19 protein-coding genes are annotated in these 19,160 nt (G+C 64.8%); 12 read left to right on the forward strand and 7 right to left on the reverse strand.

What is annotated here, in order from left to right; genetic code table 11:
* Positions 1 to 76 precede the first annotated feature (76 nt).
* Genes AAHE99_RS15605 through AAHE99_RS15625 form a run of 5 tightly spaced genes read left to right on the forward strand, consistent with a single transcriptional unit; the run spans position 77 to position 4,633 of the window.
* The gene (locus tag AAHE99_RS15605) at positions 77 to 802 is read left to right on the forward strand and encodes an amino acid ABC transporter ATP-binding protein (protein ID WP_342118273.1); all 726 of its coding nucleotides are present in this window, start codon (positions 77 to 79) and stop codon (positions 800 to 802) included.
* 37 nt (positions 803 to 839) lie between these two features.
* Positions 840 to 1,742, forward strand: a complete 903-nt coding sequence (locus AAHE99_RS15610; RefSeq protein WP_342118274.1) for an amino acid ABC transporter substrate-binding protein — start codon at positions 840 to 842, stop codon at positions 1,740 to 1,742.
* A gap of 1 nt (position 1,743) precedes the next feature.
* Positions 1,744 to 2,490 carry an amino acid ABC transporter permease gene (locus AAHE99_RS15615; RefSeq protein WP_342118275.1) on the forward strand — a complete coding sequence of 249 codons (747 nt, stop codon included), beginning with the start codon at positions 1,744 to 1,746 and terminating at the stop codon, positions 2,488 to 2,490.
* Positions 2,490 to 3,182, forward strand: a complete 693-nt coding sequence (locus AAHE99_RS15620) for an amino acid ABC transporter permease (protein WP_342118276.1) — start codon at positions 2,490 to 2,492, stop codon at positions 3,180 to 3,182. Before AAHE99_RS15615 ends, AAHE99_RS15620 begins: the two co-directional genes overlap by 1 nt.
* On the forward strand, positions 3,179 to 4,633 hold the full coding sequence (locus AAHE99_RS15625; RefSeq protein WP_342118277.1) for an amidohydrolase family protein: 1,455 nt from the start codon (positions 3,179 to 3,181) through the stop codon (positions 4,631 to 4,633). Before AAHE99_RS15620 ends, AAHE99_RS15625 begins: the two co-directional genes overlap by 4 nt.
* On the opposite strand, the gene AAHE99_RS15630 is transcribed toward AAHE99_RS15625, so the two are convergent.
* On the reverse strand, positions 4,630 to 5,112 hold the full coding sequence (locus AAHE99_RS15630) for a VOC family protein (protein ID WP_342118278.1): 483 nt from the start codon (positions 5,110 to 5,112) through the stop codon (positions 4,630 to 4,632). The two genes, AAHE99_RS15625 and AAHE99_RS15630, sit on opposite strands and share 4 nt — an antisense overlap.
* Before the next feature lie 111 nt (positions 5,113 to 5,223).
* Between AAHE99_RS15630 and pyrC the strand changes: the two genes are divergently transcribed.
* From pyrC to AAHE99_RS15645, 3 genes are read left to right on the forward strand one after another with little or no spacing between them, the layout of a single operon-like run.
* Positions 5,224 to 6,273, forward strand: coding sequence for a dihydroorotase (gene pyrC, locus AAHE99_RS15635; RefSeq protein WP_342118279.1), 1,050 nt, complete (start codon positions 5,224 to 5,226; stop codon positions 6,271 to 6,273).
* A gap of 8 nt (positions 6,274 to 6,281) precedes the next feature.
* A complete protein-coding gene (locus AAHE99_RS15640) occupies positions 6,282 to 7,076 on the forward strand; it encodes a DUF3025 domain-containing protein (RefSeq protein ID WP_342118280.1) in 795 nt (264 codons plus the stop codon).
* 14 nt (positions 7,077 to 7,090) lie between these two features.
* A complete protein-coding gene (locus tag AAHE99_RS15645; RefSeq protein ID WP_342118281.1) occupies positions 7,091 to 8,074 on the forward strand; it encodes a Gfo/Idh/MocA family protein in 984 nt (327 codons plus the stop codon).
* On the opposite strand, the gene AAHE99_RS15650 is transcribed toward AAHE99_RS15645, so the two are convergent.
* Complete coding sequence (locus AAHE99_RS15650) at positions 8,048 to 9,166, reverse strand: SRPBCC family protein (RefSeq protein WP_342118282.1); 1,119 nt, start codon at positions 9,164 to 9,166, stop codon at positions 8,048 to 8,050. The genes AAHE99_RS15645 and AAHE99_RS15650 overlap by 27 nt on opposite strands.
* 77 nt (positions 9,167 to 9,243) lie before the next feature.
* Here AAHE99_RS15650 and bsrA point away from each other — a divergent pair, with 77 nt between their 5' ends.
* The 3 genes from bsrA to AAHE99_RS15665 all read left to right on the forward strand — a co-directional run bounded on the left by bsrA (position 9,244) and on the right by AAHE99_RS15665 (position 11,597).
* Complete coding sequence (bsrA, locus tag AAHE99_RS15655) at positions 9,244 to 10,161, forward strand: LysR family transcriptional regulator BsrA (RefSeq protein WP_342118283.1); 918 nt, start codon at positions 9,244 to 9,246, stop codon at positions 10,159 to 10,161.
* Between the two features lie 79 nt (positions 10,162 to 10,240).
* Complete coding sequence (locus AAHE99_RS15660) at positions 10,241 to 11,467, forward strand: MFS transporter (RefSeq protein WP_342118284.1); 1,227 nt, start codon at positions 10,241 to 10,243, stop codon at positions 11,465 to 11,467.
* A gap of 1 nt (position 11,468) precedes the next feature.
* Entirely contained in the window at positions 11,469 to 11,597 is a 129-nt protein-coding gene (locus AAHE99_RS15665) for a hypothetical protein (RefSeq protein ID WP_342118285.1), read from the forward strand.
* A gap of 11 nt (positions 11,598 to 11,608) precedes the next feature.
* On the opposite strand, the gene AAHE99_RS15670 is transcribed toward AAHE99_RS15665, so the two are convergent.
* The 4 genes from AAHE99_RS15670 to AAHE99_RS15685 form a co-directional block, all read right to left on the reverse strand.
* A complete protein-coding gene (locus AAHE99_RS15670) occupies positions 11,609 to 12,310 on the reverse strand; it encodes a M23 family metallopeptidase (protein ID WP_342118286.1) in 702 nt (233 codons plus the stop codon).
* 69 nt (positions 12,311 to 12,379) lie between these two features.
* Positions 12,380 to 14,458 carry a TonB-dependent receptor plug domain-containing protein gene (locus AAHE99_RS15675; protein ID WP_342118287.1) on the reverse strand — a complete coding sequence of 693 codons (2,079 nt, stop codon included), beginning with the start codon at positions 14,456 to 14,458 and terminating at the stop codon, positions 12,380 to 12,382.
* Between the two features lie 73 nt (positions 14,459 to 14,531).
* Positions 14,532 to 16,085 (reverse strand): M23/M56 family metallopeptidase, encoded by a 1,554-nt coding sequence (locus tag AAHE99_RS15680; RefSeq protein ID WP_342118288.1) that lies wholly within the window; start codon positions 16,083 to 16,085, stop codon positions 14,532 to 14,534.
* Positions 16,086 to 16,089: 4 nt separating this feature from the next.
* The gene (locus tag AAHE99_RS15685; protein ID WP_342118289.1) at positions 16,090 to 16,464 is read right to left on the reverse strand and encodes a BlaI/MecI/CopY family transcriptional regulator; all 375 of its coding nucleotides are present in this window, start codon (positions 16,462 to 16,464) and stop codon (positions 16,090 to 16,092) included.
* 97 nt (positions 16,465 to 16,561) lie between these two features.
* Here AAHE99_RS15685 and AAHE99_RS15690 point away from each other — a divergent pair, with 97 nt between their 5' ends.
* Positions 16,562 to 17,056 carry a hypothetical protein gene (locus AAHE99_RS15690; protein ID WP_342118290.1) on the forward strand — a complete coding sequence of 165 codons (495 nt, stop codon included), beginning with the start codon at positions 16,562 to 16,564 and terminating at the stop codon, positions 17,054 to 17,056.
* Here the strand turns inward: AAHE99_RS15690 and recG are convergent.
* Entirely contained in the window at positions 17,053 to 19,131 is a 2,079-nt protein-coding gene (gene recG / locus AAHE99_RS15695; RefSeq protein ID WP_342118291.1) for an ATP-dependent DNA helicase RecG, read from the reverse strand. The genes AAHE99_RS15690 and recG overlap by 4 nt on opposite strands.
* Between the last annotated feature and the right edge of the window lie 29 nt (positions 19,132 to 19,160).

A 19,160-nucleotide genomic window follows, 5' to 3' on the forward strand; every position in this document is an offset into this window, starting at 1 on the left:
TTAAGCAAGTCCCGAAGTATCCTTGCGGTGCTAGGCGACTGTCAAGCAAGAATGAAACTGCTGAAACACCAAAAAGATGATCGCAATTAAAGACTTAAGTAAATGGTATGGCAACTTTCAGGTGCTGACAGACTGCAGCACCGAGGTGGCCAAGGGCGACGTCATGGTGATCTGCGGACCGTCCGGCTCCGGCAAATCGACCCTGATCAAGACGGTAAACGGCCTGGAACCCTTCCAAAAAGGCGAGATTATTGTCGATGGAACATCAGTTGGCGCCAAAGGCACCAATTTGTCGGCCTTGCGGGCCCGGATCGGCATGGTTTTCCAGAATTTCGAGCTGTTCCCCCATTTGTCGGTGCGCGAAAACCTGACCCTGGGGCAGGTCAAGGTGCTGGGCCGTTCCCAGGACGAGGCCAATGACAAGGGCCTGAAGTACCTGGACCGCGTCGGCCTGCTGGCGCACCAGGACAAATACCCGAACCAGCTGTCCGGCGGCCAGCAGCAGCGCGTGGCCATCGCGCGCGCCCTGGCGATGGACCCGATCGCCATGCTGTTCGACGAGCCTACCTCCGCCCTGGACCCGGAAATGATCAACGAGGTGCTGGACGTGATGGTCGGGCTGGCGCAGGAAGGCATGACCATGATGGTGGTGACCCATGAAATGGGCTTCGCCCGCAAGGTCGCCAACCGGGTGGTTTTCATGGACAAGGGCCGTATCCTGGAAGACTGCAGCAAGGACGAATTCTTCGGCGCGCCACGTTCCGAGCGCGCACGGGACTTTTTAGCGCGTATCATCCACTAGTAGAGCGGGTCATCGTCCCCGCCTAGCGGAGGACATCATGACCTGTCTGCGCCTGCTTCCCTTCCTGTGCCTGTGCGCGGCCACGACGGCTGTCGCGCAGGACGCCACCGGCACCCTTGCCAAGATCAAACGCAGCGGCCAGATCGTGCTGGGCGTGCGCGACGGCTCGGTGCCTTTCTCCTATCTCGACGACAAGCAGCAGTACCAGGGTTATTCGGTTGACCTGTGCCTGAAGATCGTCGACCACCTGAAGGCGCAGCTGGCCATGCCGGGGCTGACAGTCGCCTACAACCCAGTCACTTCGGCCAACCGCATCCCGCTGATGGCCAACGGCACTATCGATCTTGAATGCGGCTCCACCACCAATAATGCGGAGCGCCAGCAGCAGGTGGCGTTCGCGCCGACCATGTTCGTGATCTCCAGCCGCCTGTTGACGAAGAAGGCTGCCGGCATCCGCTCCCTGGCCGACATGAAGGGCAAGACGCTGGTCGCCACCGCCGGCACCACCTCATTGAAGCAGTTGACGGTGTTGAATGCGCAGCGCGGGCTGGGCATGAAGATTGTTACCGGCCGCGACCACCCTGAATCGTTCCTGATGCTGGAAACGGGGCGCGCGGTGGCGGAGGCGAATGACGATATCCTGCTGGCGGCCCAGGTAGCCACTTCCAAGGCGCCGGGCGACTATGTGATCGGCGGCGAGGCGCTGTCGGTGGAGCCATACGGCATCATGCTGCGCAGGGGCGATGCTCCGTTCAAGCAGGCGGTCGATGCGGCGTTGGCCAAGGTATACCAGTCGCCCGAGATGGCGCGCATTTACGACAAGTGGTTCATGCAGCCGATTCCGCCGCGCGGCGTGAACCTGAAGTTTCCCATGCCGGCCGCGCTGAAAGCCGTGCTGGCCAAGCCGACCGACTCGCCCGACCCCGCTGCTTACAAATAGCATGCACTACAACTGGAATTGGCGCATCTTCTGGGAGCTGTCGCCGGACGGTGTGCATACCTATTGGGACACGCTGCTGTCCGGGCTGGCGTGGACGCTGGCTACCTCGCTGGCCGGATGGGTGATTGCGCTGGCGCTGGGGATTGTGGTCGGCACCTTGCGCACGGCGCCCAACCGCTGGCTGCGCCGGCTGGCGATCTGCTGGGTGGAGGTGTTCCGCAATATCCCGCTGCTGGTGCAGATGTTCCTGTGGTTCTTTGTGCTGCCCGAGCTGCTGCCGCGTGCGGCGGGGGACTGGCTCAAGGCGCTGCCTAACGCACCGTTCGTGACGGCGGTGTTATGCCTGGGCTTTTTCACCTCGGCACGCGTGGCAGTGCAGGTCGCGGCGGGGATCAATGCACTGGCGAGTGGGCAGCGGCTGGCGGCGCTGGCGATTGGGCTGTCGCGCGTGCAGGCGTATCGCCATGTGCTGCTGCCGCTGGGCTTGCGCATCGTGCTGCCCCCTTTAGCCAGTGAATTTCTCAACATCATCAAGAACAGTTCCGTCGCGCTCACCATCGGCCTGATGGAGCTGACCGCCAGCGCGCGCTCGATGCAGGAGTTCTCGTTCCAGTTCTTCGAGGCCTTTGCCGCCGCCACCATGATCTACGTACTGGCGAACTTGCTTGTCGTCGCCGGCATGACCGTGCTCGAACGCCGATTGGCGCTGCCTGGCACGCTTGGCGAGGCTGCCCGGAGGGCCGCGTGATGCTGGCCAGCTTCGACTTCAGCGTGATCGCCAACTCCTGGATCTATCTGTTCAAGGTCGGCATGCTGTTCACGCTCAAGCTCACCGTGCTCGCCATGCTGGGCGGCGTGGCGCTTGGCACGCTGCTCGCCATGGCGCGGCTGGCGAGCTGGCGCCCGCTTGCGCTGGCCGCCGCGGCATACGTCAACCTGATCCGCGCCGTGCCGCTGGTGCTGGTGATCTTCTGGTTCTACTTCCTGGTGCCCTATATCGCCGCCTGGGCGTTGGGCAAGGCCGAACCGGTGAAGGTCGGCACCTTCCTCTCCGCGCTGATCACCTTCACCTTGTTCCAGGCGGCCTACTACTGCGAGATCATGCGCGGCGGCATACAAGCCATCCCGGAAGGGCAGGTGTATGCGGCGCAAGCGCTTGGCATGAACTACTGGCAGACCATGTCGAAAGTAGTGCTGCCCCAGGCCTTTCGAAATATGTTGCCAGTCCTGCTAACACAGACCATCGTATTGTTTCAGGATGTATCACTGGTCTACGTGCTCTCAGTGCCCGACTTCGTCGGCGCCGCCAGTAAAATCGCCCAGCGCGACGGACGCCTTGTCGAAATGTACCTGTTTGTGGCCCTCATCTATTTCGTAATGTGTAGTTTGTTATCGTGGCTGGTGCGCAGGCTTCAGCGGGCGTACCATGTTGGGCAATGAAGACGACTAAACTTTTGGTTGGCGCCTTGATGGTGCTGGGGGCGTACGGCAGCGCGCATGCTGCGGGACGCGTGGTGGTGGATGTGGCGCTGACGCAGGCAACGATTGTCGATGTGGCCAGCGGCCAGCTGGTGACGGGCAAGGCGGTGCTGCTGAAGGGAGGCGACATCCTCGCCGTGGTCGACAGCGCGAAGCTGAAAAACTACGCGCCCAAACGCACCGTCAAACTGCCGGGCAAGTATTTGATGCCGGGCCTGTGGGATACCCACGTACACTTCGGCGGCGGTCCCGCCCTGATTGAAGAGAACAAGCAGCTGCTGGGACTCTATCTCGCGCACGGCATCACCACGGTGCGGGATTGCGCCGGCGACCTGTCGGACACCGTGCTCGATTGGCGCGACCTGATCCGCCAGGGCAAGCTGGTGGGCCCGAAGATCCTCGCCTCCGGCCCCAAGCTGGAAGGCTACAAGCCGCTGTGGAAAGGCACCATCGAAGTCGGCACGCCGGAAGAAATCAGCAAGGCGCTGGACTACCTGCAATCGCGCAGCGTGGACTTCGTGAAGATTACCGAGAACACCATGAAGCCCGAGATCTTCCTGGAAGCGGTACGCCAGGCGAAAGCGCGCGGCATGCAGACTTCCGGCCACCTGCCCGTGCAGCTGACGCTGGACCAGGTGATGCGGGCCGGCCTGGGCAGCATCGAGCACCAGTCCTACGCCCTGCGCGGCGCGACCCCGCGCGAAGCGGAGCTGACCGCGCAAGTCGCCGCAGGAAAGCTGCCCCCGCGAGAAGCCATGCGCGCCAGCCTGGAGAGTTTTGACGAAGCGACCGCACGCGCCACCTTCCGCCGCATGGCCGCTGCCGGCATGTCGATCACCCCAACCCTGGTGGGCTCGCAGGTCACGGCCTACCTGGACCAGGACGACCACGCGCACGACGACTACCTGAAATACATCGGCAAGGGCCTGCGCAAGACTTACGAATGGCGCGTGCAGCGCGCGGCCAAGGACGATGCAGCCGCCATCGCCTATCGCCACGCGCAGTATGAGAAGGCGGCCTCGCTGCTGCCGCTGATGCAGCAGGAAGGCGTCAACATCATCGCTGGTACCGATGCGGGCTTCCTGAACTCCTTCGACTATCCGGGCCAGGGCCTGCACGACGAGCTGGGCATCTTCGTCAAGAACGGCCTGACGCCGCAGCAGGCGCTGCAGGCGTCGGTGATCAACGGCCCGCGTTTCATGGGCAAGCAGGAACGCTATGGCGCGGTGGCGCCAGGGAAGGCGGCCGACTTGCTGGCGCTGGACGCCAACCCGCTGCAGGATATCGCCAACACGCGCAAGGTACGCCTGGTGGTCAGCCAGGGCAAGGTGTACGAGCGCGCCAGGCTGGACGCCATGCTGGAGTCAGCACGCCGCTACGCCGAAGAGCATCCGGCGCCAACTGCCGACTAAGAGCCGCGTCGCGCCTTCTCGATCGCCGCGATGTCGATTTTCCCCATCGTCATCATGGCATCGAAGGCGCGCTTGGCTGCCGCGCGGTCCGGATCGGTAATCGCCTCCATCAGGACGCGCGGCGTAATCTGCCACGACACGCCCCAGCGGTCCTTGCACCAGCCGCAGGCGCTTTCCTGGCCGCCGTTGCCGACGATGGCATTCCACAGGCGGTCGGTCTCGGCCTGGTCCTCGGTCGAAATCTGGAACGAGAAGGCTTCGCTTTGCTTGAACTGGGGACCGCCGTTCAGGCCAACGCAGGGAATGCCGGCCACTGTGAATTCGACGGTCAGCACATCGCCCTGATGACCGTCCGGAAAATCGCCAGGGGCGCGAAACACGGCGCCAACAGAGCTGTCAGGGAAGGTTTTGGCGTAAAAGCTTGCAGCCTCGAGCGCATCGCGCTCGTACCAAAGGCAGATCGTATTCTTGCTGGGCATGGGAGGCTCCTCAAGGATTGCGGCAGGAGCCGCCAATATCGCACATTCTCGCGGAAGGGGCTGTCCAGAAGGTAAAATGGCGGGATTCGTTCCAACAGAAAGCTTGCCGCCATGAGTGACTTCGAGATCCCACAAAGCATCACCATTACCCGCCCAGACGACTGGCACCTTCACCTGCGTGATGGCGCCACCATGGCCAGCGTCCTGCCGGACACCGCGCGCCAGTTCGGCCGTGCGATCGTGATGCCAAATTTGAAACCTCCTGTCACCACCGTGGCGCAGGCGGCCGCCTACCGCGACCGCATCCTGGCCGCCCTGCCGCAAGGCATGGACTTCGAGCCGCTGATGACGCTCTACCTGACCGACAACACCTCGCCGGACGAAATCATCCGCGCCGCCGACAGCGGCTTTGTGCATGCGGTCAAGCTGTACCCAGCCGGCGCCACCACCAATTCCGACGCGGGCGTGACCGACCTGGCCAAGTGCTACAAGGTGCTGGAAACCATGCAGGAGGTGGGCATGCCTTTCCTGGTGCACGGCGAAGTCACCGACCAGGACATCGACCTGTTCGACCGCGAGGCCGTCTTCATCGAACGCGTGATGCGCCCGCTGCGCAAGGACCTACCGGCACTGAACATCGTGTTCGAGCACATCACTACCAAGGACGCCGCGCAGTACGTGGCAGAGGCGGAAGGCCCGATCGCGGCCACCATCACCGCCCACCATCTGCTGTACAACCGCAACGAGATCTTCAAAGGCGGCATCCGTCCCCACTACTACTGCCTGCCGGTGCTGAAGCGTGAAGAGCACCGCCTCGCGCTGGTGACTGCCGCCACCAGCGGCGACGAGCGTTTCTTCCTCGGCACCGACTCCGCGCCGCACGCGCAGGGCGCCAAGGAAGCGGCTTGCGGCTGCGCCGGCTGCTACACCGCGCTGCACGCGATGGAGCTGTACACCGAAGCCTTCGCCCGCGCCGGCGCGCTGGACAAGCTGGAAGCCTTCGCCTCGCTGAACGGCCCTGCTTTCTACGGCCTGGAGCCAAATATGGGCAAGATCACCCTGAAGCGCGAGCAGTGGACGCTGCCAGCCGACCTGCCATTCGGCGATTCCAAGCTGATCCCGCTGAACGCCGGCGAAGTCATCAACTGGAAAATGGTCTAAGGATCATAGTGTTCGCAGAGATCGACTGGTCCCGCCCGTGGTACGCCGCGGTGCGGGACGCCGCTTCCCGCATCGACCTCTCCCTGCCCAGCGTAGTCGGCCCGTTCTGCGAGCAAGCCACTGCGCTGGCGCTGGTCAACCACGCTGGCCAGCCGCTGCGCTTCGTGCCGCAGGACGCGCTGCCGGAAGGCACCGCTTATGAAGAATTCATCGGCGCCACCGGCCAGGTGCCCACGCGCGACAACCTGCACGACTTCTTCAACGGCCTGGTGTGGCTGACCTTCCCGATCATCAAACGCGAGCTGAACGCGCTGCAGTCCGCCCAGATCGCACAGGACGGCGTGGGCAAGTCGCGCGGTCCGGCGCGCGATGCTGCTACTATCTACGATGAAAACGCCGCCTTGCTGGTAGTGCGCGACGATGCCGACGGCGCCGCGCTGGTGGACGCCCTGCGCAACCACCGCTGGCGCGAGGCGTTCGTTGAACGTGCTGCGCAATTTGGCCCTGCCGCGCAAGTCTGGCTGTTCGGCCACGCCCTGATGGAAAAGCTGGTGGCGCCTTACAAGGCGATCACCGCCCACACCCGTGTGGTGCAGGCCGGCGACGATTACTGGGCGCTGGACGATGCAGGCCGGCGCGCCTGGCTCGACCGTGCCGAAGCCCGGCGCCTGGCCGAAGAGGGCCTGGCCAAGGGCGGTTTCACGCCGCTGCCGGTGCTGGGCATCCCCGGCTGGTGGCCGCAACAGGATGACGCTTTTTACGACGATGACACGGTATTCCGCCCCAAGCGGAAGCCGACCTGACCAGGAGCTTATGCATGGAAAAGATTATTCGCTGGGGCATCCTCGGCACCGGCAAGATCGCCAAGGCTTTCGCCACGGCGCTGCGCGAGGTACCTGATGCCGAGCTGGCGGCGGTCGCATCGCGCAGCTTAGATAGCGCTACCAGTTTCGCCGCCGAATACGGAGTCCAACGCGCCCACGGCAGCTACCAGGCGCTGGCCGACGATGCCGGCGTGGACGCGATCTACATCGCCACGCCGCACGCCATGCACCACGAAAACGCCCTCATGTGCCTGAAGGCGGGCAAGGCGCTGCTGATCGAAAAGGCCTTCACCCTGAACCGCCGCGAAGCGCAGGAAATCGCCGGCCTGGCGCGCGAACGCAAGCTGTTCGTCATGGAAGCGATGTGGACGCGCTTCCAGCCCGCCATGCTGGAAGCCAAGCGCATGATCGACATGGGCGAGATCGGCAATGTGCGTAACCTGCAGGCGGACTTTGGCTTCCCGGCCGACGCCGGCCCGGAGCACCGCCTGTTCAACCCTGCGCTGGGCGGCGGCTCGCTGCTGGACCTGGGCATCTACCCGCTGTCGATGGCTGCCTTCTTCCTCGGCCCGGTGAAGGGCGTGAAGGGCTTTGGCGAGCTGGCGCCGACCGGCGTCGACATCCAGGCCAGCTTCGCCTTGCAGCACGAAGGCGGCGCGCTTTCGGTCTGCACCTGCAGCCTGAATACGCGCACCCCGACGACCCTGACCATTTGCGGCGACAAGGGATTCCTGCGCCTGCATGGACGCTTCCACCATACCGAGCGCTTCACCATCGGCCTGAACGACGGCAGCGAGCGCGAATTCCACTTCCCGCGCATCGGCAACGGCTATGCGCATGAGGCGATGGAAGTGGGGCGCTGCCTGCGCGAGGGGCTGCAGGAAAGCCCGGAGATGCCGCTGGGCGAGTCGGTCGACCTGATGGGCGTGCTGGATGAACTGCGCCGCCAGTTAGGCGTCCGCTACGCCGTGGACTGACACGCTTTGCACGGCAAGCTTCTGCAAGGAGGCTGCCGAATCGCTGGCGACACGCCGGCGCAGGACCAGCCGGTCCGCCAGGCGTACCAGCAGGCTGGCGAACCGGTATTCCAGTGTGCGCACGAAACGGGTGCCGGCCGCAGTGGCCGCGCATTCGTAGGTGACCAGCAGCTCCAGGCCATGCTTGCCGCGTGCGCTCGCCTGCCATAGCCGGCCAGGTTCGCAGGCCAGCACTTCCCAATGCAATTGACCCGCGCGCCCGCCGAAGTATTCGAAGCGGCTGCCGGCCGGCAAAGCGCCCTCCGGCGCGGTGACATCGACATGGTAGGGATGCCATTCGTGCCAGCGGCGCGGCGTGCTGGCGTATTCCAGCACCTGGGCCGGCGGCAGGGGGATGTCAACCTGGTGCTGCATCCTGATTGCAGAGGGCCGGCGCTCTCCGGACGGCGTTTGCCAGTAGAGGGTGCCGTAGATCCAGTCCCACAGCGGGAACACGATATTGAAATTGTGCGTCTGCATCAGCTCGCGGCGGTGATGCAGCTCGTGCAGATGACGCATATGGCGCACCCACGGCAGGCGCGCCACCGGATTCTCCGGCGGGAAGTGCTCGCAGGCGTGCAGGATTTCGTAACTCAGGTAGCCGCCGACCAGCGTGGCCGCGAACAGTGCTGCGACGTTTTCATTGAGCAGGCAAAGCGCGCCCCAGGCCAGTAAGGCGCCGCAGCTGTAAATCACGATCAGCCAGGCTGGAAACAGGATCACGCGCCAGTCCTTGGCGAAATCATAGCGCATATGGCCGTCGGCGAAGAAGGAGTGGTGGTCGCCCGTATGCCGCTTGTAGAAGGTCGGCAGCAGGGGGAGCTTCTTATGGCCCAGGCCTTTGTGGATGTGGTATTCGCCCCAGCTGTAGAAGACCAGGGTCAGCGGCACAGTCAGCCATTCCAGCAGGCTGACCTGGTCCAGCGTGCGCAGCAGGAAAGCCAGCACGGCCAGGCCGGCGGCCAGCACGAAGCCGCCGTGCAGCCAGGGGTTGTAGTAGGGCGCGATATTGGCCCGGTACTTGTTGCGGAACGCTTGCGTATCAAACGACATGGGCTGTGTCCTCCTTGACAGCAGTCTAGCGAACGCTGGATTATTTGAATAATTTATATTTGTTAATAGCATTATTCATGATCCAGAATTTGCGTCAGCTCGACCTCAACCTGCTCCTGGTGTTCGATGCCCTGATGCAGGAGCAAAAGCTGTCGCGGGCTGCCGAGCGCCTCCACATGAGCCAACCCGCGGTGAGCAACGCCCTCATGCGCTTGCGGGCGCAGCTGGGGGAGCCGCTGTTCACGCGCACCGCGCGCGGCATGCTGCCGACGCCGCAGGCGCAGCAGATGCATGGGCATGTGCGCCAGGCGCTGCATTTGCTGCAATTGGGGCTGGGGCCGCAGCAGGAGTTCGACGGCAATGCCGAGCACCACTTCCGCATCTGCATGAACGATTACGGACAGATGGCGCTGCTGCCGGCGCTGCTGGCTGAGCTGCGGAAGTCGGCGCCAGGCGTGCTGCTGACCGTGCAAAGCGACGACGCTGCCACCATCCCCACCCGCCTGGCGACGGGCGAACTCGACCTGGCAATCGATTACCTGTCTTTCGACGCACCGGACCTGCGCTATCAAGCGCTGCTGGAGGAGGAGCTGGTGGTGATTGGCCGCGCCGGACATCCCGCGTTTGCGGGCGGCCTGAGCGCGGACAGCTACCAGGACAGTCCGCATGTCGCCGTGCTGCCGCGTGGTGTGCGCGGTTCGCCTCTGGAAATCGTGCTCGGTTCGGCCAAGCTGCGGAGGAAGATCCAGCTCTACCTGCCGCATTACGTGCCGATTCCGGCGCTGGTAGCGAGCTCGGACCTGCTCGGCACGGTGCCGCGCCGGCAGGCCGTGCAATCGGGCCTGGCCCATGCATTGGAAATCGCCCCATTGCCCCTGCCGGCGCCGCCGATCCAGGTCAGCCTGATCTGGCATCGCCAGCAGGAGGCCGCGCCTGGCCTGGTCTGGCTGCGCAAACGTATTGCTGAGGTAGTCAGCAGACTGCCGGGCGCATAGCCGGCGGTTTCGATCCGTCGTCAGCAGGAAATTGCAGCATCCTTTACACTGGCCTTCTTTGCCTGCCAGGATGCACGCCATGTCCGACAACGACCGCCAGCTGAATCTCAAGACGATACTGATCACGACCGGCGTCGTGCTGACGCTGTCGATGGGCGTGCGCCACGGCTTCGGCTTCTGGATGCAGCCGATCTCACAGGCCAATGGCTGGAGCCGCGAAACCTATTCGCTGGCGCTGGCTTTGCAAAACCTGCTGTGGGGCGCCTTCGGCCCCTTCGCCGGCATGGTGGCCGACCGCTGGGGCACCCAGCGCGTGGTGATCGCGGGCGCGCTGTCCTATGTGGCGGGCTTGCTGTGGATGGCTACGGTGACGCAGCCGGCGCTGTTCATCATCGGTTCCGGCGTGTTCATTGGCCTCGGCCTGGCGTGTACCGCGTTTGGCGCGGTCAGCGGCATCATTGGCCGCGCCGCCCCGGTGGAGAAGCGCTCCTGGGCCTTTGGCGTCTCCGGCGCGGCCAGCTCCTTCGGCCAGTTCCTGATGATGCCGGTCGAGCAGCAATTGATCTCCACCATCGGCTGGCAGCAGGCCTTCTACGCGCTGGCAGGCGTGGTATTCCTGCTGATGATCCCGATGTCGTCCTTCCTGCGCGAGCCAAAGCATGCAGTGGCCGCCGGCGCTGCCGACCAGAGTGTGGGTGAAGCCATGCGCGAAGCGATCGGCAACCGCTCCTTCATGCTGCTGGTGGCCGGCTATTTCGTATGCGGCTTCCAGCTCGTGTTCATCGGCGCCCACCTGCCGGCCTACCTCAAAGACAAAGGCATCGTCACGCCCGGCGTGGCGGTGATGGCGCTGGCGCTGATTGGCCTGTTCAATATTTTCGGCTCCTTCGCCGCCGGCCAGCTGGGCGGCAAGCTGCCCAAGCGCTACCTGCTCTCCACCATCTACTTCGCCCGCTCGGTGGTGATTGGCCTGTTCCTGCTGGCGCCTTTGTCGCAGTGGTCTGTGTATTTGTTCGCCGCAGCGATCGGCTTCCTGTGGCTGGCCACCGTGCCGCTCACCAACGGCATCATCGCCGGCGTGTTCGGCTTGAAGCATATGTCCATGCTGGCGGGCGTGGTGTTCCTGTCGCACCAGGTGGGCAGCTTCCTCGGGGTGTGGCTGGGCGGCTACCTGTTCGACCAGCGCGGCAGCTATGACGTGGTGTGGGGCATCACCCTCGGCCTCGGCATCTTCGCCGGCCTGGCCAACCTGCCAATCGACGAACGCCCGCTGGTGCGCTCCTCGCCCAAGCTGCAGGCGGCCTGACATGAAACGCCAGCTGCTCCGTTTCGGCACCTGGGCCCTGGTCGCCCTCGTGCTGGCGCTGGCGTTCGCATCCTACCTGCAGCCAGCCTTCATGCTCGACCTCGCCAACCGCATCTACCTCTGCTTCTGACGGGAGTTTTTTCAGGCGCGCTTGCGGGACTTGCTGGACTTTTGTGCGACCTGGGTTTTCTTCTTTGATGGTTTGGCGCTGCTGGCGAGGCGGGCCGCCTTGCCTTTAGATTTCTTGCCGGCTTTTTCTTTGGTGCGTGCAGTCGGGGGGACTTCCTCCACGCCGGTGCGCTTGGCGCGCATGGCTGACGGCAGGGCGTCGTCTTCCAGGTTAGCCAGCAGGAAGCGGTTCGGGTCGATGCGGGTGCCGTCCTGGTAGGCTTCGAGATGCAGGTGCGGGCCGGTGGACTTGCCGGTGGCGCCGGAGAGACCGATCAGTTCACCGGCGCTGACCGAATCGCCCACATTCACATGGCGCTTGTTCAGGTGCGCGTACAGCGAACGCAGGCCGCCTTCATGTTCGATCACCACCACATTGCCGTATTTGCGGTCGCCTTTGTAGCCCATGCTGGAGGCGACGACCGTGCCGTCATTGGTCGCCATCACCGGGGTGTTGTGCGGGACGGAGAAGTCGATGCCGCCGTGTGCTCGGCGGCCTCGCGCGGCGCCAAAGAAACTGCTGACGCGGCCCGCGTCGAGCGGTAGTCGCCATTGCTGGTCCTTGGCTTGCTCTTTCGGCAGCACGTCCAATGGCTCAGGCATCGCAGCAGCAGGCTGCACGACATTGACGGCGGCCAGCAGGGCCAGTAACAGAATGTTGGTGATCTTTGGCATAGGCGGGCGAGTTTCGCATACAAGATGCGTTCTGGCAAATTCGTAAGTAACAGACAAGATTTACTTTCCTTAGTTGAAGTGGTGCGTGTAGTTGAGGCGCACGGTGGCGCCGCCGTGCGCGGTGATGGCGGATTGGCGCCAGGCGCCGCTGCTGGCGTCGTCGTAGCCGTAGGTGCTGGTTTGGTCGGGATGCAGGACATTGCTTAGCGCCAGGCGCCATTCCTCGCGTGGCGACGGCTTCCAGCTGGCGCGCAGGTCCAGCTTGCGCTGATAGGGGGCCAGCGCACTGGTGGTGAGCGAGTCGCGGCTTGGGCCGCCAGCTTCGTAGGTGTATTCGGCGTCCAGCGACAGCGCGGCGTATTTGTAGCTGAGGGATGCGGCGCCGCTCAATGGCGCCTGGCGGTCAAGGCGGTTGTCAGGGCCGGGTACGTGATCGAGGCGCGAGCGGTTGAAGGTGGCGTTGGCGCGCATCGACAGCGCTGGTGTGAGCGGCATGCGGGATTCCAGCGTGATGCCGTAGGCGCGGGCGCCGCCCCGGTTGGCGGGCATGGCGATCCAGCGTGCCCCGTCGCGGTATAAGGTGGTGAGGATTACGTTGTCGATGTCGCGGGCGTAGATGCTGGCACTGAGCAGGCTGTCCTTCGCGAAGTAGTAGTCGATGCCAGCATCCAGGCCCCAGGCCAGTTCCGGGCGCAGTGTGGGATTGCCTTGCGTGTCGGGGTTGGTGGTGCTGTTGTTGTTGTCGGAGGTGAAGCGGCGCGGGATCAGGTCCAGCATGTTGGGCCCCTTATAGGTGCGGCTGGCGCCAAGACGCAACTGGACGTTGCCGGGCAGTTGGCGCATCCATTCCAGCACGGGGCTGATGACGGTGCTACGCTGGCGTACCTCGGCGCTGTGGCGGTCGTGCGCGGCGGTGAGCATGGTTTCCCAGCGCAGGCCTGCGGACCAGGAGTCGCTGCCTTGCTTCCATTCGTCCTGGGCGAAGGCGGCCAGGCGTTCAATGCGGCCGTCGTAGCGGTCGTCGCGGACGAAGTTCACGGCGCCGGAGTGGTTGTACTCATGCTCGATGCGGGTCTGCATGCGTTGGATGGCGGAGCCGTCCCAGCCTGCGACCAGGGCGTGGCCGTTACCGAGAGGGTGGGAATATTTGCCGCCGTAGTTGAAGCCGTTTTCCCGGATGTCGCCATCGACGTGGCGCAAGGTGGGGCCGGGTCCGGCCAGCGGCATGCCGGTAAAGTCGAAGTCAGTTTCGCGCGGGGCGGTGCTGGCGCCCAGCTTGAGTTCCCATTGTGCTTCGTTGGCCAGCTTGCGCTGCCATGCCAGCTCGCTGCGCAGGAATTGGCTGCGTAGGCGGAAGTTGCTGCGGACATCGGCGAAGTCGCCGGTCTCGCCAAGCTGCATGGTTTCGTGCGAGCGGTAATCGACGTGGCGGCGCGTGATGGTGGCGATGGTTTGCAGCGAGATGGCGTCGCCGCTGGCGTTGCTCCAGTTCAGGCGCGGGGCGAGGTTGAGGGTTTGGGCGACGTTGTCTTCATGCGAGTTGGTGGTGCGCAGCAGGCCGGGGGCGCTCTCGGTGATGGTGCGGCTGGCTGGCGTGCTGGGACGGGCCAGTACCAGGCTGACGTTGTGCGACCAGCCGTCGGCCTTGCCGCTGCTTTGCGCGCTGAGGCGGGGCGACCATGCGCCGTGCAGTGTGTCTGCGCCGAGTTGCAATTCCTGCGTGTCGCGGCGGATGGTTTTTCGCAGCACGATGTTGATGGTGCCGGCGATGCCTTGCGTTCCCAGTACGGCGGAGGCGGCGCGCAGCACTTCCACGCGTTCGATCACTTCCGGCGGTAGGCTGTCGAGCGAGAAGCCGTTGGGGGCGGGCTGGCCGTTCAGCAGCACTTGCGTGTAGCCGTTGCCCAGGCCGCGCATGCGGATGCCGGCGCTGTCGCTGATGGTGATGCCGGGCAGGCGGCGCAGGGCGTCGGCCACGGTGCGGTCGCCGGCGGCGGTCAGGTCTTCGCGCGTCAGCACGAGGGTGCTGGCGGTGTCCTCTTTGCGCTGGTCGATACGGGCGGTCTTGATTTCCACCACCGGTTGCGGTTGTGCGGATGCGGTCTGGCCTGCCAGCGCGGCGGCCAGCATGAGGGTGAGCTTCTTCATGCGTTTCCTTGGGATGAGCGCCGCCGCTGCCGGGCGTTTTGCGCGGCAGGACTATTTGGCGGCGGGAGACTGGTTAAGGCGCTCGGCTAGCCTTCAGGCGTTGCAGCGCGGTTCGCGTGGCGTTGGCTTCGAGGTTGCCCAACAGGGCTTGCGGGTCGATGTTGTCGCCGTTGCGGGTGATTTCCATGTGCAGGTGCGGGCCGGTGACTTTTCCGCTGGCGCCGGAGGTGCCGAATTGCTGGCCGGCGGTGATTCGGTCGCCTTCCTTTACCTGGCGTTTGTCGAGGTGGGCATAGAGTGAGCGCAGGCCGCCAGGGTGTTCGATGACGACTACCTCGCCCCACTTTGCTTCGCCACGGTAGTTGCTGGTGGAGGCGATGACGACACCTGCCGCCGGGGCGGTGACCGGCGTGCCGGTGGGGGCGGCGAAGTCCATGCCGCCGTGCAGCCGGCCGGTTGGCGCGTGCTTGATGCCGTAGAAGGCGCTGACCCGCAGACGCTCCATGGGGGCTAGCCAGGCGGGCGCGGTATCGCCGGCTGCGGCCGTGGCGGGAGCGGGCGAGTGGGCGGCGGTGTCGAGGCGCCAGGCGAAGGCGGGTTGCAACAAGACGCTGGCGGCCAGCACGGCGGGCAGTGCGGCCCAGCCGAGTGCTGCGGCTGCGGCGCGCGGCATGGCGGGGACGCCGTCGCGGATCATGCCGATGCGGGCGGCGACTGCGTCCACCACGCGGCCGCCGAAGGCCAGTGCGGTGCCATGGTCGGGCGTGGCTTGCATGCGCATTTGCGCGACCAGTGCGGCGGCGTAGGCGCGGCGGTGGGTGGATGGGCGGCCTTCCAGCACGGTGCGGTCGCAGCCCAGTTCCTGCGCCCAAGCCATCTGCTTGCCAAGGCGCGCCACCATGGGGTTGAACCATTGCGCTGCCTGCAGCAGGAAGCTGAGGTGCATCCACAAGTGATCGCGGCGGGCGAGGTGGGTCAGCTCATGTTCGATGACGAGGCGCTGCTGGGCTGCGTCGAAGTCGCGCAGGTGGCGCGGCAGCAGCAGGATTGGACGTGCCAGGCCAGCCAGCATGGGCGCGATGGGGGCGTCGATCTCGCGCACCTCCGGCAGCTTGCGGTGCAGGTTGGCGAAGCCGGGATGGGCCGCCAGGTGGAAGCGGTCGAGGCGCTGGGCGGCCGACAGCAGGGCGTTCAAGCGGCGTTTGGCTTGCAGCCAGCGGGTGGCAGTGGCGGCCAGGCCTGCGCCGTATATGGCGAGCCAGGCGTAGCCCAGCCACAGCAGGGCGGGCGCGGGCTCGAGTGGCATGGCGCCATCGTCGGTGGCGTCGTCGGCCGCTGCGCGAGACGCCGGGCCGGGTCCGGCGTGGTCGGGAGCTCCATCGCGGGGCAGGGCGGTGGGACTCAGCACTGCTGGTAGTTCGATGGCCGGCACGATGCTGGGCCGCAGGGCGGGGGGCAGCAAGCCAAGTGCGAGGCTGGCTGCGGCGAAGGCCACGGCCAGCAGCCACGGTGCGCGGCGCGCTTGCAAGGCGGGCCAGGCGCGGGCGGCAGTGCGCAGCAGGAGCCAGGCGCCGGCTCCTGCCAGCAGGCTGGCCAGGCTGGCCTGCAGGAAGACTAATGCGAACATGGTCTTACTCCTGATCTTCCGGCCACTCACTGAGCAATTGTTCCAGTTCTTTCAGCTCATGCTGGTTCACCAGCTTGGAGCCGGTGAACATATTCACAGGCAGCGGCGCGTTCATTTCCATCACACGATGCGAAAAATCGTGCGCAAATGCGGCCAGCGTTTCAACCTTTTCGAGTACTGGCGCGTATACGTGCATACCGTGGGCGGAATGCTGGCTGATCATGCCTTTCTCAAGCATGCGCTCCAGGGTTTTGCGGGTGGAGGAATAGGACCAGGCCAGTTCTTCTTCTGCCCGGTCGTGGATTTCGCGGGCGCTGAGCGGCTGCTGTTTCCACAGCGCTTTGAGCAAGGTCAGTTCGGTAATGGATGGAATGGCCATAGGGGCTCCTTGTGACGTATGACGGCAGTATGCGACATGTGTCGCACCAATGCAAGGAGTTTATGCGACAGTTGTCACATGCGGTATCATTCACTATATGAAGAAACTTGCAATCATTATCATCGCGGCCCTGGCAGGCCTGACGGCATGCGGGAAACGCCTGACCGAAGCGGAAGTCCGCACCGTCATGGTCAATATGGAAGCCTCGGTCAAACGCCACGATGCTGAAAGCCTGATGGCCAATTTCGCGCCTAACGCCACCATCATGGTGTCAATGCCCGGCACCGGCGGCGGCCTGTCGCGCATGAGCGTGGGCGAGTACAAGACCATGCTGGAAGGGTTGTGGAAGGTGCAGCTGCACTCGAGCTATGAGGTCAGCAGCCGCGAAGTCGCGCTGTCGTCGAATGGCCGCAGCGCCACCGCACGCGATACCGCGAAGGAAGTCGTACTGCTGCCCGGCGAGCGCATGGAATCGCTCAGCAAGCAGAAGGCGGAAATCGCGCTGGTTGATGGTGTGCCGCGCATTATCACGCTGACGGCGGAAGTGGAGTCGCTGGTGGCGACGCCGACGGCAACGGCAAGCCGCAACTAAACTTTCAGGAATTCCTCGCGGCCGCCCAGCCAGCGTTCGAGGTGGGCTTCCACCGTGGCGTTGTTGGCGGGCGTAGGTTCGTGCAGCAAGGCGTGCGCGATGTCGCGGGCCTGGTCGACCAGCCAGCCGTCGGTTTCCAGGTCGGCGAAGCGCAGCATGGCCTGGCCGGACTGGCGTGAACCGAGGAATTCGCCGGGGCCGCGGATCTCCAGGTCGCGGCGGGCGATCTCGAAACCGTCGGTGGTTTCGCGCATGGTCGACAGGCGCTGCTTGGCGACCGGGCCAAGCGGGCTTTGATACAGCAGCAGGCAGACCGAGGCCGCCGAGCCGCGCCCCACGCGGCCGCGCAGCTGGTGCAGCTGCGACAGGCCGAAACGCTCGGCGTGTTCGATCACCATCAGCGAGGAATTCGGCACGTCCACGCCGACCTCGATCACGGTGGTGGCGACCAGTACGTGGATTTCGCCGGCGGCAAAGGCGTCCATCACTTCAGCTTTTTCGGCGGGCTTCAGGCGGCCGTGCACCAGGCCGACGCGCAGGTCGGGCAGGGCGGCGGCCAGGGTTTCGTAGGTCTCCGTCGCGGTCTGCAGCTGCAGCGCTTCCGATTCTTCGATCAGCGGGCAGACCCAGTAGGCCTGGCGCCCTTCCAGCGCGGCGGCATGCACGCGGGCGATCACTTCGTCGCGGCGGTTCTGGTCCACTACGGCGGTGACGATGGGCGTGCGGCCCGGCGGCAACTCGTCGATCACCGAGACTTCAAGGTCGGCGTAGTAAGTCATGGCCAGCGTGCGCGGGATCGGCGTGGCGGACATCATCAGCTGGTGCGGCACGTTGTCGCCGTTGCCCTTGTTGCGCAAGGTCAGGCGCTGGCCGACGCCGAAGCGGTGCTGTTCGTCGACGATCACCAGGCCAAGCTTGGCGAATTGCACGCTGTCCTGGATGATGGCGTGGGTGCCGATCACCAGCTGCGCTTCGCCCGATTCCACCATTGCGTAGGCAGCTTCCTTCTCTTTCTTTTTCAGGCTGCCGGTCAGCCAGGCGACCTTCACACCCAATGGCTCCAGCCATGCGGCGATTTTGCGGAAGTGCTGGTCGGCCAGGATTTCGGTCGGCGCCATCAGGGCGGCCTGGTAGCCGCTGTCGATGGCCTGCGCGGCGGACAGCGCGGCGACGATGGTCTTGCCGCTGCCGACGTCGCCCTGCAGCAGGCGCTGCATCGGGTAGGGCTGTTTGATATCGTTGCGGATTTCCTTCAGCACGCGCTGCTGCGCGCCGGTCAGCTTGAACGGCAGCGAGGCTTCGAAAGCTGACGACAGCTTGCCCACCTTGCCCAGCACGGCGGCGCCCTTGGCGCGGCGTGCGCGCTGCGCCCGTTTCAGCGACAGCTGCTGCGCCAGCAGCTCGTCGAATTTCACCCGTGTCCAGGCCGGGTGGGTGCGGTCGATCAGGGCGTTTTCGTCAATCTGGGCCGGCGGGTAATGCAGGGTACGCACGGCGTTTTCCAGCGGATGCAGGCGCAGGGTCTTCAGGATTTCCGGCGGCAAGGTGTCGGTCCAGTCCACGCGCTTCATCGCGTCCGCAATCGCGCGGCGCAGTACCAGCTGCGACAGGCCTTCGCCGGAAGGGTAGACCGGTGTGAGCGAGGTTGGCAGCGGCGCGCCTTCGTTCACGATCTTGTAGGCCGGGTGCACCATCTCGGCGCCGAAGAATCCATGCCGCACCTCGCCGCGCGCCCGCACGCGGGTGCCTTCGGCCAGCTGCTTGACCTGGCTGCCGTAGAAATTCATGAAGCGCAGCTGGATATCGCCCGTCTCGTCGGCGATATGCACCAGCAGCTGGCGGCGCGGCTTGTAGGCGATTTCATTGGAGGTGACCACGCCTTCCACCTGCGACACCTCGCCGCCGCGCATGCAGGCCTCGCGGACGGTCAGTACTTCCGTCTCGTCCTCATAGCGCATGGGCAGGTGCAGCACCAGGTCCATATCCGTGCGGAGGCCAAGCTTGGCGAGCTTGCTCTCGGCGGTGGCGGCTGGCTTTTTTGCGGCGGCAGGCTTGTTTGGCTTCGTTTCCGGCATTTTTGCGTGGTTTTTGGGCAGATGACGTA

Source organism: Pseudoduganella sp. OTU4001 (genome assembly GCF_038440195.1).
GTDB lineage: Bacteria > Pseudomonadota > Gammaproteobacteria > Burkholderiales > Burkholderiaceae_D > Rugamonas.